The 21,636-nt window shown below is 54.1% G+C and carries 21 protein-coding genes and 1 pseudogene; 18 read left to right on the forward strand and 4 right to left on the reverse strand.

The window, feature by feature from the left end:
• Positions 1–3: 3 nt before the first annotated feature.
• The 5 genes from lnt (at position 4) to GKC68_RS16095 (ending at position 5,257) form a co-directional block, all read left to right on the forward strand.
• Positions 4–1,527: an apolipoprotein N-acyltransferase gene (gene lnt / locus GKC68_RS16075; RefSeq protein WP_028723861.1), complete on the forward strand. Its 1,524-nt coding sequence runs from the start codon at positions 4–6 to the stop codon at positions 1,525–1,527.
• A 536-nt stretch (positions 1,528–2,063) separates the two neighbouring features.
• Entirely contained in the window at positions 2,064–2,960 is an 897-nt protein-coding gene (locus tag GKC68_RS16080; RefSeq protein WP_028723862.1) for an amino acid ABC transporter substrate-binding protein, read from the forward strand.
• A 153-nt stretch (positions 2,961–3,113) separates the two neighbouring features.
• Positions 3,114–3,854: an amino acid ABC transporter permease gene (locus GKC68_RS16085; RefSeq protein WP_028723863.1), complete on the forward strand. Its 741-nt coding sequence runs from the start codon at positions 3,114–3,116 to the stop codon at positions 3,852–3,854.
• Positions 3,854–4,531: a glutamate/aspartate ABC transporter permease GltK gene (gene gltK, locus GKC68_RS16090; protein ID WP_342656327.1), complete on the forward strand. Its 678-nt coding sequence runs from the start codon at positions 3,854–3,856 to the stop codon at positions 4,529–4,531. The genes GKC68_RS16085 and gltK overlap by 1 nt, the downstream gene beginning before the upstream one ends.
• On the forward strand, positions 4,532–5,257 hold the full coding sequence (locus tag GKC68_RS16095) for an amino acid ABC transporter ATP-binding protein (RefSeq protein ID WP_014593170.1): 726 nt from the start codon (positions 4,532–4,534) through the stop codon (positions 5,255–5,257).
• Positions 5,258–5,290: 33 nt separating this feature from the next.
• Here GKC68_RS16095 and GKC68_RS16100 read toward each other — a convergent pair whose 3' ends face one another.
• Positions 5,291–5,773 carry a zinc ribbon-containing protein gene (locus GKC68_RS16100; protein WP_028723864.1) on the reverse strand — a complete coding sequence of 161 codons (483 nt, stop codon included), beginning with the start codon at positions 5,771–5,773 and terminating at the stop codon, positions 5,291–5,293.
• 222 nt (positions 5,774–5,995) lie between these two features.
• Between GKC68_RS16100 and leuS the strand changes: the two are divergent.
• The 13 genes and pseudogenes from leuS to lipA all read left to right on the forward strand — a co-directional run bounded on the left by leuS (position 5,996) and on the right by lipA (position 19,639).
• Positions 5,996–8,577, forward strand: a pseudogene (gene leuS, locus GKC68_RS16105) (leucine--tRNA ligase).
• A 14-nt stretch (positions 8,578–8,591) separates the two neighbouring features.
• Positions 8,592–9,191 (forward strand): LPS assembly lipoprotein LptE, encoded by a 600-nt coding sequence (gene lptE, locus GKC68_RS16110; RefSeq protein WP_047714596.1) that lies wholly within the window; start codon positions 8,592–8,594, stop codon positions 9,189–9,191.
• Positions 9,188–10,219 carry a DNA polymerase III subunit delta gene (gene holA, locus GKC68_RS16115; RefSeq protein ID WP_342656328.1) on the forward strand — a complete coding sequence of 344 codons (1,032 nt, stop codon included), beginning with the start codon at positions 9,188–9,190 and terminating at the stop codon, positions 10,217–10,219. Before lptE ends, holA begins: the two co-directional genes overlap by 4 nt.
• Complete coding sequence (nadD, locus tag GKC68_RS16120) at positions 10,212–10,853, forward strand: nicotinate-nucleotide adenylyltransferase (RefSeq protein ID WP_058705984.1); 642 nt, start codon at positions 10,212–10,214, stop codon at positions 10,851–10,853. The genes holA and nadD overlap by 8 nt, the downstream gene beginning before the upstream one ends.
• An 89-nt stretch (positions 10,854–10,942) precedes the next feature.
• Entirely contained in the window at positions 10,943–11,260 is a 318-nt protein-coding gene (gene rsfS, locus GKC68_RS16125) for a ribosome silencing factor (protein WP_014606314.1), read from the forward strand.
• 3 nt (positions 11,261–11,263) lie between these two features.
• Positions 11,264–11,734 carry a 23S rRNA (pseudouridine(1915)-N(3))-methyltransferase RlmH gene (rlmH, locus tag GKC68_RS16130; protein ID WP_013025014.1) on the forward strand — a complete coding sequence of 157 codons (471 nt, stop codon included), beginning with the start codon at positions 11,264–11,266 and terminating at the stop codon, positions 11,732–11,734.
• Between the two features lie 34 nt (positions 11,735–11,768).
• Positions 11,769–13,673: a peptidoglycan DD-transpeptidase MrdA gene (mrdA, locus tag GKC68_RS16135; RefSeq protein WP_013025013.1), complete on the forward strand. Its 1,905-nt coding sequence runs from the start codon at positions 11,769–11,771 to the stop codon at positions 13,671–13,673.
• 8 nt (positions 13,674–13,681) lie between these two features.
• Positions 13,682–14,794 (forward strand): peptidoglycan glycosyltransferase MrdB, encoded by a 1,113-nt coding sequence (mrdB, locus tag GKC68_RS16140; protein WP_028723870.1) that lies wholly within the window; start codon positions 13,682–13,684, stop codon positions 14,792–14,794.
• A 10-nt stretch (positions 14,795–14,804) separates the two neighbouring features.
• The gene (gene rlpA, locus GKC68_RS16145; protein WP_110956583.1) at positions 14,805–15,968 is read left to right on the forward strand and encodes an endolytic peptidoglycan transglycosylase RlpA; all 1,164 of its coding nucleotides are present in this window, start codon (positions 14,805–14,807) and stop codon (positions 15,966–15,968) included.
• A gap of 132 nt (positions 15,969–16,100) precedes the next feature.
• Positions 16,101–17,312 carry a D-alanyl-D-alanine carboxypeptidase DacA gene (gene dacA / locus GKC68_RS16150; protein WP_019106261.1) on the forward strand — a complete coding sequence of 404 codons (1,212 nt, stop codon included), beginning with the start codon at positions 16,101–16,103 and terminating at the stop codon, positions 17,310–17,312.
• 101 nt (positions 17,313–17,413) lie between these two features.
• Positions 17,414–17,677 carry a DUF493 family protein YbeD gene (gene ybeD, locus GKC68_RS16155; protein ID WP_006118404.1) on the forward strand — a complete coding sequence of 88 codons (264 nt, stop codon included), beginning with the start codon at positions 17,414–17,416 and terminating at the stop codon, positions 17,675–17,677.
• Between the two features lie 168 nt (positions 17,678–17,845).
• Positions 17,846–18,499 (forward strand): lipoyl(octanoyl) transferase LipB, encoded by a 654-nt coding sequence (gene lipB, locus GKC68_RS16160; RefSeq protein ID WP_089527703.1) that lies wholly within the window; start codon positions 17,846–17,848, stop codon positions 18,497–18,499.
• 174 nt (positions 18,500–18,673) lie between these two features.
• Entirely contained in the window at positions 18,674–19,639 is a 966-nt protein-coding gene (gene lipA / locus GKC68_RS16165) for a lipoyl synthase (protein ID WP_013025007.1), read from the forward strand.
• A 110-nt stretch (positions 19,640–19,749) separates the two neighbouring features.
• On the opposite strand, the gene tatE is transcribed toward lipA, so the two are convergent.
• The 3 genes from tatE to GKC68_RS16180 all read right to left on the reverse strand — a co-directional run bounded on the left by tatE (position 19,750) and on the right by GKC68_RS16180 (position 21,397).
• Complete coding sequence (tatE, locus tag GKC68_RS16170; RefSeq protein WP_028723873.1) at positions 19,750–19,953, reverse strand: twin-arginine translocase subunit TatE; 204 nt, start codon at positions 19,951–19,953, stop codon at positions 19,750–19,752.
• Positions 19,954–20,104: 151 nt separating this feature from the next.
• Positions 20,105–20,902 (reverse strand): deaminated glutathione amidase, encoded by a 798-nt coding sequence (locus tag GKC68_RS16175; RefSeq protein WP_064367392.1) that lies wholly within the window; start codon positions 20,900–20,902, stop codon positions 20,105–20,107.
• A gap of 63 nt (positions 20,903–20,965) precedes the next feature.
• The gene (locus GKC68_RS16180; protein WP_342656329.1) at positions 20,966–21,397 is read right to left on the reverse strand and encodes a GNAT family N-acetyltransferase; all 432 of its coding nucleotides are present in this window, start codon (positions 21,395–21,397) and stop codon (positions 20,966–20,968) included.
• Positions 21,398–21,636: the final 239 nt, after the last annotated feature.

The following is a 21,636-nucleotide window of genomic DNA, read 5'->3' on the forward strand; positions in this document are numbered from 1 at the left end:
TCTATGGCATTAGCCTCCTTTTACCAGCAGCAGCGGGTCCGTCTGCTGCTGGCTTTACTCAGCGGCGCTTGCGGCACGCTGGCCTTTTCCCCTTATGATTTCTGGCCTGCCGCCCTTGTCTCGCTGTGTGGGTTGCAAATCCTTACGTTAAACCGCACCAGCCCGCAGGCCAGCGCCATTGGTTTCACCTGGGGGTTTGGCCTGTTTGGCAGCGGGATTAACTGGGTCTATGTCAGTATCGCGACCTTTGGCGGAATGCCAGGCCCGGTTAACGTATTCCTGGTCGTTTTGCTCGCCGCCTATCTGGCCGTTTATCCGGCGCTGTTTGCCGGACTGCTCAACCGTATTTGGCCGCGAACCACCCTGTGGCGACTGGCACTGGCCGCCCCGGCACTGTGGCAGATCACGGAATTTCTGCGCGGCTGGATATTAACCGGCTTTCCATGGTTGCAGTTTGGCTACAGCCAGATTGACGGCCCATTAAAAGGTATTGCGCCTCTGGCCGGAGTGGAAAGCATCACCTTCCTGCTGATGATCGTTGCAGGCTTGCTGGTTTACGCCGTTCAGCAACGCCATCTTAAAAGCCTGCTGGGCGCGTTGGCGTTACTGGCCGTGTGCTGGCCGTTGCGCTATCTGCACTGGTATCAGGCGCTGCCGAAGCAGGCGGTCAACGTAGCGCTGGTACAGGGTGATATTCCCCAGTCAATGAAGTGGGATCCGCAGCAGCTGCTTAATACCCTGCGCATCTACAGCGATTTGAGTCAGCCGCTGATGGGCAAAGCCCCCATCATTATCTGGCCTGAATCGGCGATTACCGATCTGGAAAGCAATCAGCAGCCTTTCCTGCGTTCGCTGGATAATGAACTGCGCGCGCGCGGAAGCTCGCTGGTCACCGGCATCGTGGATTCACGTTTAGAGCAGAATCGTTATCATGATTACAATACCGTGATCGTGCTGGGCGGACCGAAGCCCTATAACTACTTCAGCACCAACCGCTACCAGAAAAATCATCTCGTGCCGTTCGGTGAATTTGTGCCTATGGCCGATCTGCTGCGTCCACTGGCCCCTTTCTTTGATTTACCGATGTCCGCCTTTAGCCGCGGTGCTTATCTGCAACCTCAGCTTAATGTGGCCAATTATCATCTGACCACGGCCATTTGCTATGAGATTGTGTTGGGTGAACAGGTGCGCGCCAACTTCCGCCCGGACACCAACTTCCTGTTAACCGTTTCTAACGACGCTTGGTTTGGTCACTCGATTGGCCCCTGGCAGCATTTCCAGATGGCGCGTATGCGAGCGCTGGAACTGGGCAGGCCACTGCTGCGCGGCACGAATAACGGCGTAACGGCCGTGGTGAATGCCGATGGCGATGTGGAGAAAGTGCTACCCCAGTTCACCCGGGATGTATTAGTGGATAATGTGACGCCTACCCGGGGTGAAACACCCTATTCTAAAGCCGGCATCTGGCCGGTGTGGTTAGCCGCGCTACTGAGCGGCGCTATTGCCTTTATCAGGCGTAACCGCTAAAACTCTGCGGCGAAGCGCTGTTTCGCCGCCTCTTCTTCTGTCTGCCTCTGCCTCTCCCTCTGCCTCTGCTTCTACCTCTACCTCTACCTCTACCTCTACCTCTACCTCTACCTCTACCTCTACCTCTACCTCTACCTCTACCTCTACCTCTACCTCTACCTCTACCTCTACCTCTACCTCTACCTCTGCAGTAAAAATGGCTATTTCACCCCATTGTCATTTTGTTTTGGCACGATGATTGCAAAATGTTTCTGCATTCATCGACATTCGGGCCCGTTAACGGACAAGACGCACCAAAAAGATTCCAGATGCGCACCTTTTACGTGCAATGGCGATTATTTGCCTTTTTTTGGTGCGAATGACATCGCAAAAAAGAAACTTTTTTGTTTCATTGAGTTAACAATCCGCTATGTTAGTGAATATTCTTAGCGCAGTTGCGCGAAGGGATAACAAAAAAAGCAGTGCAAAATACACACAACATCACACAATCAGTACAGGGTAGATCCTGTGCACTTTCCACATTAAGGAGTTGGAACATGCAATTACGCAAAGTGGCATTATCTCTTCTGCTGTTAGGCGCAGCAGCGGGAGCGGCCCAGGCGGAAGATCTGAGCGGTACCCTGAAAAAAATCAATGACAATGGCGTCATTGTCATCGGGCACCGTGAATCATCAGTTCCCTTTTCTTATTACGATAACCAGCAAAAAGTGGTTGGCTATTCTCAGGCGTATTCAAACGCTATCGCCGAAGCCATTAAAGCCAAGTTAAATAAGCCCAATCTGCAAATCAAAATGATCCCGATCACCTCGCAAAACCGTATTCCCCTGCTGCAAAACGGCACATACGATTACGAGTGTGGCTCGACCACTAACAACCTTGAGCGCCAGAAACAGGCGGCGTTCTCCGATACCATTTTTGTTATCGGCACCCGTTTGCTGGTTAAGAAAGGCAGCCCAATCAAAGACTTTGACGATTTGAAAGGTAAAACCGTTGTCGTGACCTCGGGTACCACGTCAGAAGTGCTGCTGCACAAACTGAATGACGAGAAAAAGATGGATATGCGCATCATCAGCGCCAAAGACCATGGTGATTCATTCCGCACGCTGGAAACCGGTCGCGCCGTGGCCTTTATGATGGATGATGCCCTGCTGGCAGGCGAACGCGCCAAAGCGAAAAAACCGGACGACTGGGTCATCATCGGGACACCACAGTCTAAAGAAGCCTATGGCTGTATGCTGCGTAAAGAGGATCCGCAGTTCAAAGCCCTGGTCGATGACACTATTGCCAAAGCTCAGACCTCCGGTCAGGCAGAGAAATGGTTCGACACCTGGTTTAAACAGCCTATTCCGCCAAAAAACCTGAACATGAACTTTGAACTGTCTGACGACATGAAAACGCTGTTCAAAACGCCGAATGACAAGGCACTGAATTAACAACGATAACAAGGGCGGCTTCGTCGCCCTCTCGATTGCTGAAACCGCGGCGTGGACAGACAGCCTGAACGGGTCGTTCCCCCGAATCAGGCGAAATTAGCCGCTCATCAATCTTCAGGGTAGCTCTGCTACCCTTTTTTACCGGAGCTCGTTATGGGTATCGATTGGAACTGGGGCATATTTCTCGAACAGGCCCCGTTCGGTAATACCACCTATCTCGGCTGGCTATGGTCCGGTTTTCAGGTGACGATTGCCGTCTCCTGTTGTGCCTGGATTATTGCTTTCTGTGTGGGTTCATTTTTCGGCATTCTGCGTACTGTGCCTAATCGCCTGTTATCAACGATAGGAACCTGCTATGTCGAACTGTTTCGTAATATTCCCCTGATTGTTCAGTTCTTCTTCTGGTATCTGGTTGCGCCAGAGTTGGTAGGACAGGACCTGGGAATGTGGTTTAAGTCGGAGCTGGATCCCAATCTGCAATTCTTTATCTCCTCTGTTGTCTGTCTGGGACTGTTCACCGCTGCCCGTGTATGCGAGCAGGTGCGTGCAGCCATTCAGTCTTTACCGCGTGGACAAAAGAATGCCGGGCTGGCCATGGGGCTGACGTTGCCCCAAACCTATCGCTATGTGCTGTTGCCCAATGCTTACCGGGTGATCGTGCCGCCAATGACGTCAGAAATGCTTAACCTGGTGAAAAACTCGGCTATCGCCTCAACGATCGGCCTGGTGGATATGGCGGCTCAGGCCGGCAAACTGCTGGACTATTCCGCGCACGCCTACGAATCCTTTACGGCGATTACCCTGGCTTACGTGGGAATTAACCTGGTGATTATGGTGCTGATGGGCCTGGTCGAACGCAAAGTGCGTCTGCCTGGCAACGTGGGAGGCAAATAATGTACGCATTTGACTGGAGTTCGATTCCTCCCAGCCTGCCTTATCTGTTCAATGGCCTGATGATCACCTTTAAGATCACACTCACGGCCGTTGTGTTTGGCATCCTGTGGGGCACCCTGCTGGCGGTGATGCGCCTGTCCACTTTTAAACCTGTCAGTTGGTTTGCCAAACTGTATGTCAACCTGTTCCGCTCAGTGCCGCTGGTGATGGTGCTGCTGTGGTTTTATCTGGTCGTTCCCAGCTTTTTACAGCAGGTACTGGGGATATCGCCCAAGACCGACATCCGCCTGATCTCAGCAATGGTGGCCTTTTCCCTGTTTGAAGCCGCCTACTATTCTGAAATCATTCGTGCCGGGATTATCAGTATCGCGCGTGGGCAGTCCAGCGCTGCGCTGGCGCTGGGGATGACGCAGTGGCAGTCGATGAGGCTGGTTATTCTGCCTCAGGCGTTTCGCGCCATGGTGCCACTGTTACTGACGCAGGGCATCGTCCTGTTTCAGGATACCTCGCTGGTTTATGTATTGAGTCTGGCTGACTTCTTCCGTACCGCTTCCACCATTGGCGAGCGTGATGGCACCCAGGTAGAAATGATTTTGTTTGCTGGTCTGATCTACTTTGTGATCAGCCTGAGCGCGTCGCTGTTGGTCAGCTATCTAAAAAGAAAAAGGACGGTTTAAATGATTAACCTGAAAAACGTTTCCAAGTGGTATGGTCAATTTCAGGTGCTGACCGACTGCTCTACCGAGGTTCAGACCGGTGAAGTGGTGGTGGTATGTGGACCGTCAGGTTCCGGCAAATCAACCCTGATTAAAACCGTCAATGGTCTGGAGCCGATTCAGCAGGGCAGCATTACGGTAAACGGCACAGAGGTAAACAATAAAAAAACCAATCTGGCTACGCTGCGCAGCAAAGTCGGCATGGTGTTTCAGCATTTCGAACTGTTTCCTCACCTGAGCATTATCGACAATCTGGTACTGGCGCAGGTCAAAGTGCTGAAGCGTGATAAAACCGCCGCCCGTGATAAAGGCCTCAAGCTTCTGACTCGCGTCGGTCTGTCTGCCCATGCGGAAAAGTTTCCCGGTCAGCTCTCTGGCGGTCAGCAGCAGCGTGTCGCCATCGCGCGTGCGCTGTGCATGGATCCCATTGCCATGTTGTTCGATGAACCCACATCGGCGCTGGATCCTGAAATGATCAACGAAGTTCTGGACGTGATGGTGGAACTGGCGCAGGAAGGCATGACCATGATGGTTGTTACGCATGAAATGGGCTTTGCCCGTAAGGTAGCCAACCGGGTCATCTTTATGGATGAAGGTAAAATTATCGAAGACACGAATAAAGACGACTTCTTTAATAATCCGCAGTCAGAGCGGGCGAAGGATTTCCTGGCAAAAATTCTGCACTAAAAAACAGGCGGGCACCCTGCCCGCCTGCTTCTTTCAAGGCTCAAAAGGCTGACGATAAAACTGATCGTGGTGACATTCCGGACAGCGAGACAGGGTTTCCGGCGTATAAATCGCGCGGGTAAAGTGGCATTTTTCGCAGACCAGGTTGCCCAGGCCCACCACCTCACCACTTTGGTAGACACCGTGGTGTTGCAAATCCTGAAAGACTTCCCGCCATTCCAGCTGGCTTTTATCAGTGATGTCCGCCAGTTCTTTCCAGATACTTTCCCGGATCACGCGCATAAAGACCGAGTCCGCCACCGGTTCTTCTGCTTCGGCATAATTACGACCAAACTCCGCCAAATCGCGGCGCACCGATGCCAGCGCCCGATCGATTTCGTCCGGCGTCAGATCGGAGTGCGCACGTAAATGACGGCGTCTGCCTTCTACCAGCGTATCCAGATCGCGATCGCCGTGGCGAAGACGTTCGGTTAATACCGCCAACGACTCATGATACTCCTGTGCCACTTTATTCATTTTATTCTCCTTTTTGCGCTCGGTACCTGTACTAAGTTTAGCTACTTTGTCACATTTGCCCGGTTCCCATGGTAAGGAATGGTAAAAGAGTGAAAGCACTGACGCTTTGACGATAAATCGCCTCTGCAAAAGTGGGAAGTGTTGTTGATGCGCGGCCTTATGGGTATGCTATGCGGATCGTAAAGTCAGCAAAGTGTCATTTATTAAGGACCACAGGCAGCCATGCAAGAGCAATACCGCCCGGAAGAGATTGAATCCCGCGTTCAGCAGCAGTGGGATGAAAACGAAACGTTTAAAGTGACTGAGCAGGAAGGCAAAGAGAAATATTATTGCCTGTCCATGTTGCCCTATCCTTCTGGCCGCCTTCATATGGGCCACGTTCGTAACTACACCATCGGCGACGTCATCGCGCGCTATCAGCGCATGCTCGGCAAAAACGTGCTGCAGCCTATCGGATGGGATGCGTTCGGTCTGCCTGCGGAAGGCGCGGCGGTAAAAAACAACACCGCCCCCGCCCCTGGACTTATGACAACATCGCGTATATGAAAAACCAGCTTAAACTGCTGGGCTTTGGCTATGACTGGAGCCGCGAACTGGCGACCTGTCAGCCAGAGTATTACCGCTGGGAACAGTGGTTCTTTACCAAACTCTATGAGAAAGGCCTGGTTTACAAAAAAACCTCGGCAGTGAACTGGTGTCCGAACGACCAGACGGTACTGGCCAACGAGCAGGTTATTGACGGCTGCTGCTGGCGCTGTGACACCAAAGTTGAGCGTAAAGAGATCCCACAGTGGTTTATCAAAATCACCGATTACGCCGAAGAGTTGTTAAACGATCTGGATACGCTGGAAGAGTGGCCTGAACAGGTTAAAACCATGCAGCGTAACTGGATCGGCCGCTCTGAAGGGGTGGAAATCACCTTTGACGTCGCGGACAGCCTTGAGAAAGTCACGGTTTATACCACGCGTCCAGATACCTTCTACGGCGCAACCTATGTCGCCGTGGCCGCCGGCCATCCGCTGGCGCTGCAGGCGGCTGCCAGCAATCCTGCACTCGCTGACTTTATTACCGAGTGCCGCAATACCAAAGTTGCCGAAGCCGATATGGCAACCATGGAAAAGAAAGGCATGGCCACTGGCCTGTCTGCGGTTCACCCGTTAACAGGTGAGGCTGTTCCTGTCTGGGTCGCGAACTTTGTTCTGATGGAATACGGCACGGGAGCCGTGATGGCGGTGCCTGCACATGACCAGCGTGACTGGGAATTTGCCATAAAATATGATCTGCCGATCAAGCCAGTGATCCTGAACCTGGACGGGAGCGAGCCGGACGTAAGCACTGCTGCGATGACTGATAAAGGCACGCTGTTTAACTCCGCCGAGTGCAGCGGTCTGGATCACAGCGCCGGTTTCAACGCCATTGCGGATGCGCTGGCAGCGAAAGGCGTTGGCGTACGTAAAGTCAATTATCGCTTACGCGACTGGGGCGTTTCTCGTCAGCGCTACTGGGGCGCGCCCATTCCAATGGTGACGCTGGAAGATGGCACCGTGATGCCCACGCCAGAAGATCAGCTTCCGGTTATCCTGCCTGAGGATGTGGTCATGGACGGCATTACCAGCCCGATTAAGGCCGATCCCGAGTGGGCAAAGACCACCGTAAACGGTCAGCCGGCCCTGCGCGAAACCGATACTTTTGACACCTTCATGGAGTCTTCATGGTATTACGCGCGCTACACCTGTGCGGACTATAAAGACGGCATGCTGGACCCGGCTGCAGCGAACTACTGGCTGCCGGTGGATCAGTATGTGGGCGGTATTGAACACGCCATCATGCACCTGATGTATTTCCGTTTCTTCCACAAACTGCTGCGCGATGCCGGTCTGGTTAACTCGAATGAGCCTGCCAAACGTCTGCTGTGTCAGGGCATGGTATTGGCGGATGCATTCTACTATCTGGGCGTTAACGGCGAACGTAACTGGGTTTCCCCGGTGGACGTCACCGTTGAGCGCGATGAGAAAGGCCGTATTACCAAAGCCGTGGACACGCAGGGCCGTGAAGTGATCTACGCAGGCATGAGCAAAATGTCGAAGTCGAAAAACAACGGCATTGATCCACAGTTGATGGTTGAGCGCTACGGCGCCGATACCGTACGTCTGTTTATGATGTTTGCCTCACCGGCCGACATGACGCTGGAGTGGCAGGAATCCGGTGTTGAAGGCGCGAACCGCTTCCTCAAGCGCGTCTGGAAACTGGCCTATGATCATTCACAGAAAGGCGCGACTGTCGCTCTGGACGTTGCCAGCCTGAACGATGATCAGAAAAGCTTACGTCGCGATTTGCATAAAACGATTGCCAAAGTATCCGACGATATCGGCCGCCGTCAGACCTTTAACACCGCGATTGCCGCCGTCATGGAACTGATGAACAAGCTAACGCGTGCCCCCCAGGACAGCGAACAGGATCGTGCACTGATGCAGGAAGCATTACTCGCCGTGACGCGTTTACTGTATCCGTTCACTCCTCATGCCTGCTTCGTACTGTGGCAAACGCTGGGCGGCCAGGGCACCATCGACAACGCAGAATGGCCGGTCGCCGATGACGCCGCGATGGTTGAGGATGCCTTATTGGTAGTCGTGCAGGTTAACGGTAAAGTCCGTGGTAAAATTACCGTGGCAGCCGATGCTACCCAGGAACAGGTTCAGGCTCGTGCGGCTGAGGAACCATTAGTGGCGAAATACCTTGATGGTGTTAGCATTCGTAAAGTCATTTATGTACCGGGCAAACTGCTTAACCTGGTTGTGGGTTAAGTTCAGGAGGAACTGTGCGACATCCGATTATCAGGTTGTTTGTCATGCTGGCGGTGGTGATCACCGCCGGCTGTGGTTTTCATCCACGCGGCACCACTCAGGTGCCAACCGAACTGAGAACGCTGATTTTAGACAGTGGTGACCCTTATGGCCCGCTGACGCGTACCGTGCGCCAGCAGCTGCGGATTAACAACGTCAATATTGTTGAGGCAACGCAGAAAAACAGCCTGACCGTCCCGACGATGCGTCTTGGTGGAGAAGTACAAAGCCGCAGTACCGCATCCGTATTTATCAGCGGTACCACAGCGGAGTACCAGTTGACGATGTCGGTTTCTGCTCAGGTGCTGATCCCAAATAAAGGGATCTATCCGATCAGCGCAACCGTCTACCGCTCGTTCTTTGATAACCCGAACGCGGCGCTGGCGAAAGATGCTGAGCAGGACATGATTGTGCAGGAGATGCGTCAGCGCGCTGGCGAACAGCTGGTTCGTAAGCTGCTTACCGTGCACGCCGCGCAGTTGGAAAACCAGCAGATGCCCTCTACATCGACGGTTTCAAAAGCGGTTCAGCCTGCTGCCGGGGTCTCTTCCTCTGCGGCATCCATGTCGAAATGATCAGGATTTATCCGGAACAACTCAGCGCGCAGCTCCGTGAGGGGCTGCGCGCCTGTTATTTATTAACCGGTAATGAACCCTTGCTGTTGCAGGAAAGTGCAGATGCGATTCGGGCCAGTGCCCTGGCACAGGGCTTTGAAGAACATCTGAGTTTTACACTGGATGCGCAGACCGACTGGGACAGCCTGTTTATGAGCTGCCAGTCGCTGAGCCTGTTTGCCCAGCGTCAAACGTTAACGTTGCAGTTCCCGGAAAATGGCCCTAACGCGGCGATTGCCGAGCAGTTGATCAAGCTGGCCCCGCTGCTTCACGCCGATATTTTGCTGATTTGCCGAATGGCGAAGCTCAGTAAAGCCCAGGAAAACAGTGCCTGGTTCAAAGCGCTTTCCGCTCATGCCGTGCTGGTCCCCTGCCAGACACCCGAACAGGCTCAGCTCCCCCGCTGGGTTATCAGCCGGGCAAAAATCCTTAAGCTCGATATCGATGATGCGGCCGTCCAGCTGTTGTGTTACTGCTATGAAGGTAATCTGCTGGCTCTGGCCCAGGCGCTTGAACGGCTGTCACTGCAATGGCCCGATGGCAAACTGACCCTGCCGCGCGTCGAAGCCGCCGTCAGCGATGCCGCTCACTTCACGCCCTATCACTGGGTGGATGCGCTACTCGGCGGCAAAAGTCGCCGCGCCTTGCACATCCTGCAGCAGTTAGAAAGAGAAGAGAGCGAAGTGGCGATATTGCTGCGCACCCTGCAGCGCGATTTGATGACCCTGCTGCATCTGCAACGGCATCAGTCGCAACAGCCGCTGCGCACGCTAATGGATCAGCAGCGTATCTGGCAAAACCGTCGCAACCTGTTTACGGAAGCACTTCAGCGCCTGGACGCCTCCAGGCTTCAGCAGGCCATTCATCTGTTGATGCAAATTGAACTTACTCTAAAGCAGGATTACGGTCAGTCGGTCTGGCCGCAGTTGCAGACGCTGTCGATGTTAATTGCCAATCGGGCTTTCCCTGCAGGCCTCGCCCATGTCTGATTTACACGCGCTGTTTGGCGGTACCTTCGATCCTGTGCATTTTGGTCATCTGCGCCCGGTGGAAACGCTGGCCGGGCAGATTGGCCTGTCGAGGATTACACTGCTACCCAATAATGTGCCGCCGCACCGGCCCCAACCAGAGGCCAGTCCGCAGCAGCGGGTTGACATGCTCGAGTGCGCTATTCGCGATTTGCCGCTTTTTGACATCGACACGCGGGAATTACAACGTGATACGCCCTCGTGGACGGTCGATACCTTAGAAGCGCTGCGTGCCGAACGGGGTGAACAACCTCTGGGTTTTATTATTGGTCAGGACTCTCTGCTGTCGCTGGAAAAATGGCATCGCTGGCAGGAGCTGCTTGGCCTGTGCCATCTTTTGGTTTGCAAGCGACCGGGCTATCCGACGGAGATGGCATCTCCAGCAATGCAGCGCTGGCTGGACAGCCATGTAACACAAGACCCTCAGCAGCTTCACCAACGTCCTGCCGGGGCGATCTGGCTGGCGGAAACCCCGCTTTATGCGATATCGGCCACCGAGATCAGACAGCGCCGCCATCAGCACCTCGCCTGCGACGATTTATTGCCCGCCTCTGTGATAACCTACATCGACCGCGCCGGCTTATATCGCGACTGATATGGGCGTGATATACTGCGCCGCTAAATTTTTTGGCTGTCTTCCGGGTTTCAGCCAGCCCGCTATCACCAGTTTTGAAGGGGAACCTTTTGCAAGGTAAAGCACTCCAAGAGTTCGTTGTTGATAAGATTGATGATTTGAAAGGCCAGAACATCGTGACTCTCGACGTTCAGGGCAAATCGAGCATCACTGATTTCATGATCATTTGTACCGGTACCTCAACGCGCCACGTGACCTCTATCGCAGAACACGTCGAGCAGGAATCCCGTGCCGCCGGCCTGATGCCGCTGGGCGTGGAAGGTAAAGCCGCCGCTGACTGGGTCGTTGTGGATTTGGGCGAAGTGATCGTGCACGTCATGCAGGAAGAGAGCCGTCAGTTGTATGAACTGGAAAAGCTCTGGGGTTAAGCGGTGAAATTGCAGCTTGTTGCCGTCGGCACCAAAATGCCTGACTGGGTTCAGACCGGTTTTATGGAATACCTGCGTCGGTTTCCCAAAGACATGCCGTTTGAGTTAACGGAAGTCCCTGCGGGGAAACGGGGGAAAAATGCCGACATCAAACGCATTCTGGAAAAGGAAGGCGAAGCGATGCTGGCAGCGACAGGTAAAGGCAACCGCATTGTGACACTGGATATCCCCGGACAACCCTGGGAAACCCCACAGCTGGCGCAGCAGCTGGAACGCTGGAAGCAGGATGGCCGTGACGTCAGCCTGTTGATTGGCGGGCCTGAAGGATTAGCCCCGGCCTGTAAAGCGGCGGCGGAACAAAGCTGGTCTCTCTCAACGTTAACGTTGCCTCATCCGCTGGTGCGCGTGCTGGTTGCAGAGAGCCTCTATCGTGCATGGAGCATTACGACAAATCATCCTTATCATCGTGAATAACCGATAAGCTCACTCCAGACATTACAAGTAGCGGATGAAATTACAAAGCAACGCCTTTCGCGATTACAGCGCCGAACAAAAAGTCTTTGTCCGCAGGGCTTTTATCGCTTTTGTCGGCATCTTACTGCTCTCCTCCGTGCTGGTGGTTAATCTCTATCACCTGCAGATTTTACGTTTCGACGACTACAGTACCCGGTCAAATGAAAACCGCATTAAGCTGGTGCCGGTCGCGCCCAGCCGCGGCATTATTTATGACCGTACCGGCACGCCGCTGGCCCTGAACCGTACGATTTATCAGGCAGAACTGGTGCCGGAAAAGGTCGACGATTTAAAACAAACGCTGCAAAACTTACGCCCGGTGCTCGAACTTACCGATGACGATATTGAGGCGTTTGAAAAAGAGCGTAAGCGCTCACGTCGCTTTACCTCTATCCCGGTAAAAACCGGCCTTAATGAGGTGCAGGTTGCACGCTTTGCCGTGAACCAGTACCGCTTTCCCGGCGTGGAAGTCAAAGGCTACCAGCGCCGCTACTATCCCTTTGGACAAACCCTGACCCACGTTGTGGGCTACGTATCGAAAATCAACGATCGGGATGTGGCGCGTCTGGACAAAGAAGGTAAATGGCCCAACTATGCAGCTACACACGATATCGGTAAACTCGGTATCGAAGCCTATTACGAGGACCTGCTTCACGGTAAAACCGGTTATGAAGAGGTTGAGGTAAACAACCGTGGCCGGGTTATTCGTCAGTTGCACGAGCAATCCCCGCAGGCCGGGCGCGATATCTACCTGACCATTGATCTGAAACTGCAGCAGTACATCGAAACGTTGTTGGCCGGCAGTCGTGCCGCAGTGGTGGTAAGCGATCCCCGTACCGGAGAAATTCTGGCCATGGTGTCCACGCCCAGTTACGATCCGAACCTGTTTGTTGACGGAATTTCCAGCAAAGACTATCGCGGATTACTGAGCGATGAAAATCGTCCACTGTATAACCGCGCTATCCAGGCCGCCTATCCGCCAGCCTCAACGGTCAAACCCTATGTCGCGGTTTCCGCCCTCAGCGCAGGCGTGATCAACCGAAATACCAGCCTGTTCGACCCCGGCTGGTGGCAACTGCCCGGCTCTGAAAAACGCTATCGCGACTGGAAAAAATGGGGCCACGGTCGTCTGAACGTCACCAGGTCGCTGGAAGAGTCTGCGGACACCTTCTTTTATCAGGTCGCCTATGACATGGGCATCGATCGCCTGTCGGAGTGGATGACCAAATTCGGCTACGGTGAACGTACGGGCATTGATTTACCCCAGGAGAGCGCGGGTAACATGCCGACGCGTGACTGGAAAATGCGCCGCTTTAAAAAGCCCTGGTATCAGGGGGACACCATTCCTGTTGGTATCGGTCAGGGCTACTGGACGGCAACACCATTGCAGATGAACAAAGCGATGATGATTCTCATCAACGACGGGGTTATCAAAGTGCCGCATATGCTGCGCGCCACGCGCGAAGGCCGCACCCTGGTGCCTTACCGTCAACCCCCTTCCCAGCCAATAGGCGATATCCACTCGGGCTACTGGGAAATTGCCAAAGACGGGATGTATGGCGTGGCCAATCGCCCCAATGGTACGGCTCACAAGAGCTTTGCCGATGCGCCATACAAAATTGCCGCGAAATCGGGTACGGCTCAGGTTTTCGGTCTGAAAGAGAACGAAACCTATAACGCACACAAAATTGCAGAACGCCTGCGTGACCACAAGCTGATGACCGCGTTTGCCCCCTACGATAAACCGCGTGTCGCCGTGACCATGATTCTGGAAAACGGCGGAGCCGGACCCGCCGTGGGCACGGTAATGCGTCAGATACTGGATCACATCATGTTAGGTGACAATAATACTGTCCTGCCGGATGCGGCCCCCACACCGCCAGGCTACGAAGGTGAATAATCATGTCGATGAATGACAGCCCGCAGAAGCGATCAATATGGATGCGCATGCATATTGATCCGCTATTTATGCTGATTATCCTCGCGCTGCTGAGCTTTAGCGCCATTGTTATCTGGAGCGCCAGCGGTCAGGATCCCGGCATGATGGAGCGTAAGCTCGGCCAGATCGCCATGGGGCTGATCATTATGCTGGTGCTGGCCCAGGTCCCGCCCCGGGTATACGAAGGCTGGGCGCCTTACCTGTATATTGTCAGTGTCATCCTGCTCGTCGCCGTGGATGCCTTTGGTCAAATCAGTAAAGGAGCGCAGCGTTGGCTGGACCTGGGTTTTATCCGCTTCCAGCCCTCTGAGATCGCTAAAATCGCCGTTCCTTTAATGGTCGCGCGTTTCATCAACCGCGACGTGTGCCCACCGACCCTGAAAAACACCGCCATCGCTCTGGTGCTGATTTTCCTTCCTACGCTGTTAGTGGCCGCACAGCCTGACCTCGGAACCTCGATTCTGGTCGCGGCCTCGGGATTATTTGTGCTGTTCCTCTCCGGCATGAGCTGGAAGCTGATTGGTATCGCCGTCCTGTTGGTTGCGGCCTTTATCCCCATATTGTGGTTCTTCCTGATGCATGACTATCAGCGAGACCGCGTGATGATGTTGCTTGATCCGGAGAGTGACCCATTGGGCGCAGGCTATCACATCATTCAGTCCAAGATCGCGATTGGTTCCGGCGGCTTACGCGGTAAAGGCTGGCTGCACGGTACGCAATCACAGCTGGAGTTCTTACCAGAGCGTCATACGGACTTTATTTTTGCCGTACTGGCTGAAGAGCTGGGCCTGGTCGGCGTGCTGCTGCTTCTGACGCTGTATCTCCTGTTAATTATGCGCGGACTGATTGTGGCTGCCCGTGCGCAAACTACCTTTGGCCGCGTCATGGCCGGGGGTTTAATGTTGATTTTATTCGTCTATGTTTTCGTTAACATTGGCATGGTTAGTGGTATCTTACCGGTGGTTGGCGTTCCGTTGCCGCTGGTCAGTTACGGCGGCTCGGCGCTTATTGTGCTTATGGCGGGATTTGGCATCGTAATGTCGATCCACACACACCGAAAAATGTTATCTAAAAGTGTTTAAGAGGTCGCAGATGCGTAAGGACTGGCTTGGCGTTGTATTGGCTTCAATGGTTTTAGCTGCATGTTCTACCCAGGAACCGCAACAACAAAGTGCGCCGCCCCAGCCTGCCTATAACGGCCCGGTGGTCGAGATTCCTGGCGTTGAGCCTCGTTATGAGCCGGTCAATCCGTCGACCAATCAGGACTACAGCGTTAACGGTAAAAACTACCGTATCATCAAAAATCCGGCCAACTACAGTGAAGTCGGGCTGGCCGCCTGGTACGGTGAGGAAGCCCAGGGTAATCGTACTGCGACGGGCGAGACTTTTGATCCCGATGCCCTCACCGCTGCTCATCCCACGCTGCCCCTGCCCAGCTACGTTCGCGTGACAAACCTGGCAAACGGCCGCCAGATTGTGGTGCGGGTTAACGATCGCGGCCCGTATACGCCGGGACGCATTATCGATTTGTCCCGTGCGGCAGGTGACCGCCTGAATATCTCCAACAATTCCCGCGTACGGGTTGACTACATCAGTGTCGCACCGGATGGCACGCTTTCCGGCCCCGGCACCATCGGCACCGTGGTCGCGAAACAGAGCTATGCCCTGCCCGCACGTCCCGACCTGAACGGTCCGGTCATGAGCAGCCCACAAGGCATGAGCGATGGCAGTCAACCCATCATGAACGGTAGCAGCCAGCCGCAGACCGCCCCGGCGGCTGAGCCCGAGGCTCAGGATGTTTCACCCGTCAGTAATACGACGCTGCAAAGCAATAACGCGCTGGGCGCACCGGTACAAAGTAGCGGCTTCCTGGGCGCCCCACAGCCGTTACCCAGCGGCGTGCTGGAAAGCAGTGAGCCCGCCGCCAGCACGCCTGTCGCAGCCGCGCCCGTTGCCGCTGCGCCGGTTGCGGCCAGTGCCGCCGCATCAACCCGCCAGCCCGCCGCCAGCCAGAGTGGCTCATCCCTTTCAGGCTATGTCGTTCAGGTGAGTGCCATTAATGATGCAGCGCGTGCCCGTCAGTTAGTTAACAGTTTACGCCAGCGCTTTGGCGTGCCTGGCGCGGTGGAAAACGCAGGCAATGTGTACCGCGTGCAGCTCGGTGGTTATAAAACCCGTGCTGAAGCCGTGGCCTTACAGCAACGGCTGAGCCGCGAAGGCCAGAGTGCGGCCTTCGTCACCACCGCAGGTCGTTAATCGACAATGGTTACCGTGACAGGTAACCTCTGCTAACAACTCATTCACTAAGCCGGATGTCTGAAAATCAGGCATTTGTTATGATGAGTGACTTTTTTAAACCTTAAACCCATGGATGTTGTCGTCCCACACATGAACACGCTGAAACCTTCTCGTTTGTTAAAACGCCTGACAGTGGGATCACTGATCGCTTTCTCCCTCAGCCATGCTGCCATCGCTGATGATGTTAATCTCAAGACCATGATTCCCGGCGTACCGGACATTGATGCCGAAGCTTATGTCCTCATCGACTACAACTCAGGCAAAGTGCTGGCAGAGAAAAACGCGGACGCACGCCGCGACCCGGCGAGCCTGACGAAGATGATGACCAGCTACGTCATCGGTCAGGCAGTTAAAGCAGGAAAAATCCACCAGGACGATATCGTTACCGTGGGGCAGGATGCGTGGGCGACCGGTAATCCGGTATTCAAAGGTTCATCGTTGATGTTCCTGAAGCCTGGCGATCGCGTTCCGGTTTCCCAGTTAACGCGCGGTATCGTTCTGCAGTCCGGTAATGATGCCTGTGTGGCGATGGCCGATTATGTCGCCGGCAGCCAGGATGCCTTTGTTGGCCTGATGAACAACTACGTGAAAGCGCTGGGTCTGCAAAACACCCATTTCCAGACCGTTCATGGCCTGGATGCGGAAGGTCAATACAGCTCAGCACGCGACATGGCGCTGATTGGCCAGGCGCTGATCCGTGATGTTCCTGAAGAGTACGCGGTTTACAAAGAGAAAGAGTTCACCTTTAACAATATTCGTCAGATGAACCGTAATGGTCTGTTATGGGATACCAGCCTGACCGTTGACGGCATCAAAACCGGTCACACTGCGTCAGCAGGTTATAACCTGGTGGCCTCTGCGACAGAAGGACAGATGCGTTTGATCTCTGCCGTGATGGGCGGTCATACCTTTAAAGGCCGCGAAACGGAAAGTAAAAAGCTGCTGACCTGGGGTTTCCGCTTCTTTGAGACCGTTGCACCGCTCAAAGCCGGGAAAGAGTTTGCCTCTGAGCCCGTGTGGTTTGGTAACAGCGATCGCGTCCAACTGGGCGTTGAAAAAGATGCTTATCTGACCATTCCACGCGGCCGGATGAAAGATCTGAAAGCCAGCTATGTCCTCACCAATACCGAGCTGCATGCGCCACTGAAGAAAAACCAGGTGGTTGGCAGTATCAATTTCCAGCTCGATGGCAAAACTATCGATCAGCGTCCTCTGGTGGTGTTAAATGAAGTCTCTGAAGGCGGTTTCTTTAGTCGTATCGTTGACTATATCAAACTGATGTTCCACCACTGGTTTGGTTAAAGGTGCCTGGCGGTTGAAAAACCGCCACTCTGCCCCCATTACAGGTTAATATGATGCTCCCGCTTCGGCGGGAGCCTGTTTTTTTATGTACCGGAGTGATTATGAAAACCAAACTGAATGAACTGCTCGAATTCCCTACCCCATTTACCTACAAAGTAATGGGGCTGGCACAGCCGGAGCTGGTTGATTTGGTGCTTGAGGTCGTGCAACGCCATGCACCCGGCGATTACAGCCCAGAAGTGAAACCCAGCAGCAAAGGTAACTATCACTCGGTAAACGTCACGATCAATGCTACCCACATCGAGCAGGTCGAAACCCTGTACGAAGAGCTGGGCAAAATTGAAATCGTGCGGATGGTGCTGTAACGCTGTCAACACCGGTCAGCGGGTCAGGCTGCGCAGATAACGCGCTGACCCGTATTTTCTGCCCTGGTGACCCAGCCGCTCTGTACTCATCCTCTCATCCCGAAGGCGTTTAACTTCATCGCCGCCAGCGTTATACTCAGCGTCTCCCCTCTTTAACGGATACTCGTTTTGTCTGCAGACACGCTTCTTATTCGCCAGTTTGGGTTATGTGACTGGCAATCGACCTCAGACGCCATGCACCACTATACCGATCAGCGCAATAGCGAAAGCCGGGATGAAGTCTGGCTGGTGGAACATTATCCGGTCTTTACCCAGGGCCAGGCGGGAAAAGCCGAGCACCTGCTGATGCCCGGCGATATTCCTGTGGTACAAAGCGATCGTGGGGGGCAGGTGACCTATCACGGGCCAGGACAACAGATCATGTATGTTCTGATTGATGTGAAACGCCGTAAAACCGGCGTGCGTCAGCTGGTGACCGCTTTAGAAGAAACGGTCATTGCCGTACTGGACCACTTCGGCGTGGCGGCGCGGGCCCGACCCGATGCGCCAGGCGTCTATGTTGGGGATGAAAAAATTTGCTCGCTGGGGCTGCGCATTCGTAAAGGCTGCTCGTTTCACGGGCTGGCATTAAATGTGGCGATGGACCTGTCGCCATTTTTACGGATTAACCCGTGCGGCTATGCCGGAATGCACATGACGCAGCTGCAACACTTTCGGCCTGCCGTCACATTAGCCGATGTTCAGCCGTTGCTGGCTGAAACCTTTGCCCGCCAGTTAGGTTATCAGCAGGTTGAATGGCATCAGGATGAAAACCCACGCTGAGTTAACGGTGAATGCGTATTTACAAATATGTAACTTATCGGTGGTGTCTTTGGCTGCTTCCTGGCCATTGAGATGATATAATTTTTGCACTTTTTTCAAATAAAGTTGAAAGCCGCCTTCTCTGATTAAGTGAGACAGCTTTCAAATCGCAATCCGACCGGAACCTGCTGATTTATGAGTAAACCAATTCAGATGGAACGCGGCGTCAAGTACCGTGACGCAGACAAAATGGCGCTGATCCCGGTGAAAACCGTGGCCGTCGACCGGCAAGAGATTCTACGCAAGCCGGAGTGGATGAAGATCAAACTGCCGGCGGACTCCAGTCGTATTCAGGGCATTAAAGCCGCAATGCGTAAAAACGGGCTCCACTCCGTTTGTGAGGAAGCCTCCTGCCCTAACCTGGCTGAATGTTTTAATCACGGCACGGCGACCTTTATGATCCTGGGCGCGATCTGTACCCGCCGTTGCCCGTTCTGCGACGTGGCCCACGGTCGTCCTAACGCACCCGATGCAAACGAACCGGGTAAACTCGCCCAGACCATCGCCGACATGGCACTGCGTTATGTGGTTATTACCTCGGTGGATCGCGACGATTTACGTGACGGTGGCGCTCAGCACTTTGCCGACTGTATTACGGCTATCCGCGAAAAAAGCCCCAGCATCAAAATTGAAACGCTGGTGCCAGACTTCCGTGGCCGCATGGATCGTGCGCTTGAAATTCTGACTGCCACACCGCCGGATGTGTTTAACCACAACCTTGAGAACGTGCCACGCGTATATCGTCAGGTGCGGCCGGGCGCAAACTATGAATGGTCGCTGAAGCTGCTGGAACGCTTTAAAGAAGCCCATCCTGAGGTACCGACAAAATCCGGTTTAATGGTCGGCCTGGGAGAGACTAACGCTGAAATCGTCGAGGTCATGCGTGACCTGCGTCGTCATGGCGTGACAATGTTAACCCTGGGTCAGTATCTGCAGCCCAGCCGTCACCATTTGCCTGTTCAGCGCTATGTCAGCCCGGCGGAATTTGATGAAATGAAAGAAGAGGCACTGGCGATGGGCTTTACCCATGCTGCCTGCGGTCCTTTTGTCCGTTCGTCTTATCATGCCGACATGCAGGCAAAAGGCCTGGAAGTGAAATAACCGTTCACCTGCTGGCTGCCTTAAAAAACAAAAAACCAGATTGCCCGCAATCTGGTTTTTTTATGGCTGTCAGAAATAAAAATTAACACTTTTCTAAAACTGACGCCGCGTTAGTCTTTATGAGAAACGCGTTCCGCAGGGGTTTCTTCTGCCGGGGTGCGCGCTGCACTGGTGTCTTCGTCTTTCATGGCCTTTTTAAAGCCTTTGATTGCGGAGCCCAGATCGCCACCCAGAGAACGTAACTTGTTGGTGCCGAAAAGCAGTACGATAAGCGCACCGATGATCAGCAGCTTGGCAATACTGATACCTTCCATATATAACCTTTATAATCTGGCGAATAACGGTAACGCTTATTTAGGCGCAGTTTAGCGCTAACCTCAAGCGTAATCTGTAACAGATTACGATCGCGCAGCGGCGCCGTCAGGTTTCAGGCCCAGTCGGGTAGCCATGATCCCTGCCCTCCGGTTAGCGCGTTCCATCCAGTTCGGGCCGGCTAAAACGGCGGTTATCCAGCACCGGCAGCATTGCGCGTGCGGTTGCGATTCTTTGTGGATCGAGCTCGGCAAAAATAAGTGCCCGGGACTCGGCCGCCCGGCTTATCGCTACGCCAAGGGGATCGACCACCATGCTATTGCCAATATTACGCATACCGCACTCGCCTACAGCCACCACATAACAGGTATTTTCCAGCGCGCGCGTGCGGGTCAGCAAATCCCAATGCATCTCTTTTAGCGGCCCCTTGACCCATGCGGAGGGTAAGACCAACACCTCGGCCCCTTCCAGCGCAAGACGCCGCGACAGCTCGGGAAAACGCACATCGTAGCAGGTCATTAGCCCGACTTTCATGCCCGCCACCTCCACCAGCGGCGGAATCGCTTGTCCGGCTTCAACCCGCTTTGATTCCTGCATCGCGAACGCATCGTACAGATGCAGCTTGCGGTATTCTGCCACGATCTTGCCATCGCGAATGACCACCAGCACGTTAAACACTTTGCGCTCACTGCCCGGCATATGCATTCCCAGCACGGTCGTCAGCCCATGGCCCTTGCTGGCGCTAAGCAGTTGCGACAGAAACGGCCCGTCAGGCGGCTGAGCGGCTTCCAGTATCAAATCGGGATTAGTGATATCCGTGGCCAGCACTGCTTCTGGCAGAACCAGCAGGTCGGCCCCGGCACGGCTGGCCTCGTCCATCATGTCCTGGCAGGTTAGGGCGTTTTCCTGCCAGTCACGCTGAACCGCAAATTGCCCTAATGCGACTTTCATCGTGGGTTCTCCCTGAGAGCAGTGCTGCCGTGATACAGGCCCTTTGGTGTCCTTTCTATGCTTTTACAAAGGCTGTAGGGCTTTCACATGGTAGCGTGGTGATTCAACATAGCCTTCACGGCCATAAAACTGATTAGCTTTAAGACGTGAAGCATGACAGTGAACTTCCATGCGGTCGCAGCCGTGCTGCGCCGCCAGGGCTTCTGCATGCTGGAGCAGTTTTTGGCCCACACCTTTGCTGCGCTCACCGTCCGCGATGCAGAAATAGCTGATACGGGCAAAATCCCCTGCCAGCGCCAACTGAGGAATAAAATGCAGGGAAAGAAATCCCAGAACATGATTACCCTGTTCTGCGATCAGCAGCTTTTCATTGGGATCCGTCATAAGCTGGGCCAGACGTTGTTCAATAAAATGCTCTGTCCCGCCATAACCGAGTTCACTTAACAACGCGCTCAGTACGAAGCTGTCCTTCGCATGAGCCGGACGAATATCCATCCTGGCACCTCTTTATCTGTTATGCGGAGAGTCAGTTATAACCTGAGACGCGCTAAAATGCTCGCCCGGCGAGTTGTTATGATTATGTTACAAGGATTATCTGTGACTCGCGCCGCAGTTTACAGCCGGTTATCGTGTTGCAGTGGTCTGTCTGGCGCAGTGTGCCCGCGTGATATCGAAAAGCGCGGGAGTGCCTGAGGGCGTGATGTGCAGGAAATGATTCGGGGACAAGACAGCAC

The organism is Pantoea sp. RSPAM1, assembly GCF_038816185.1.
GTDB lineage: Bacteria > Pseudomonadota > Gammaproteobacteria > Enterobacterales > Enterobacteriaceae > Pantoea > Pantoea ananatis.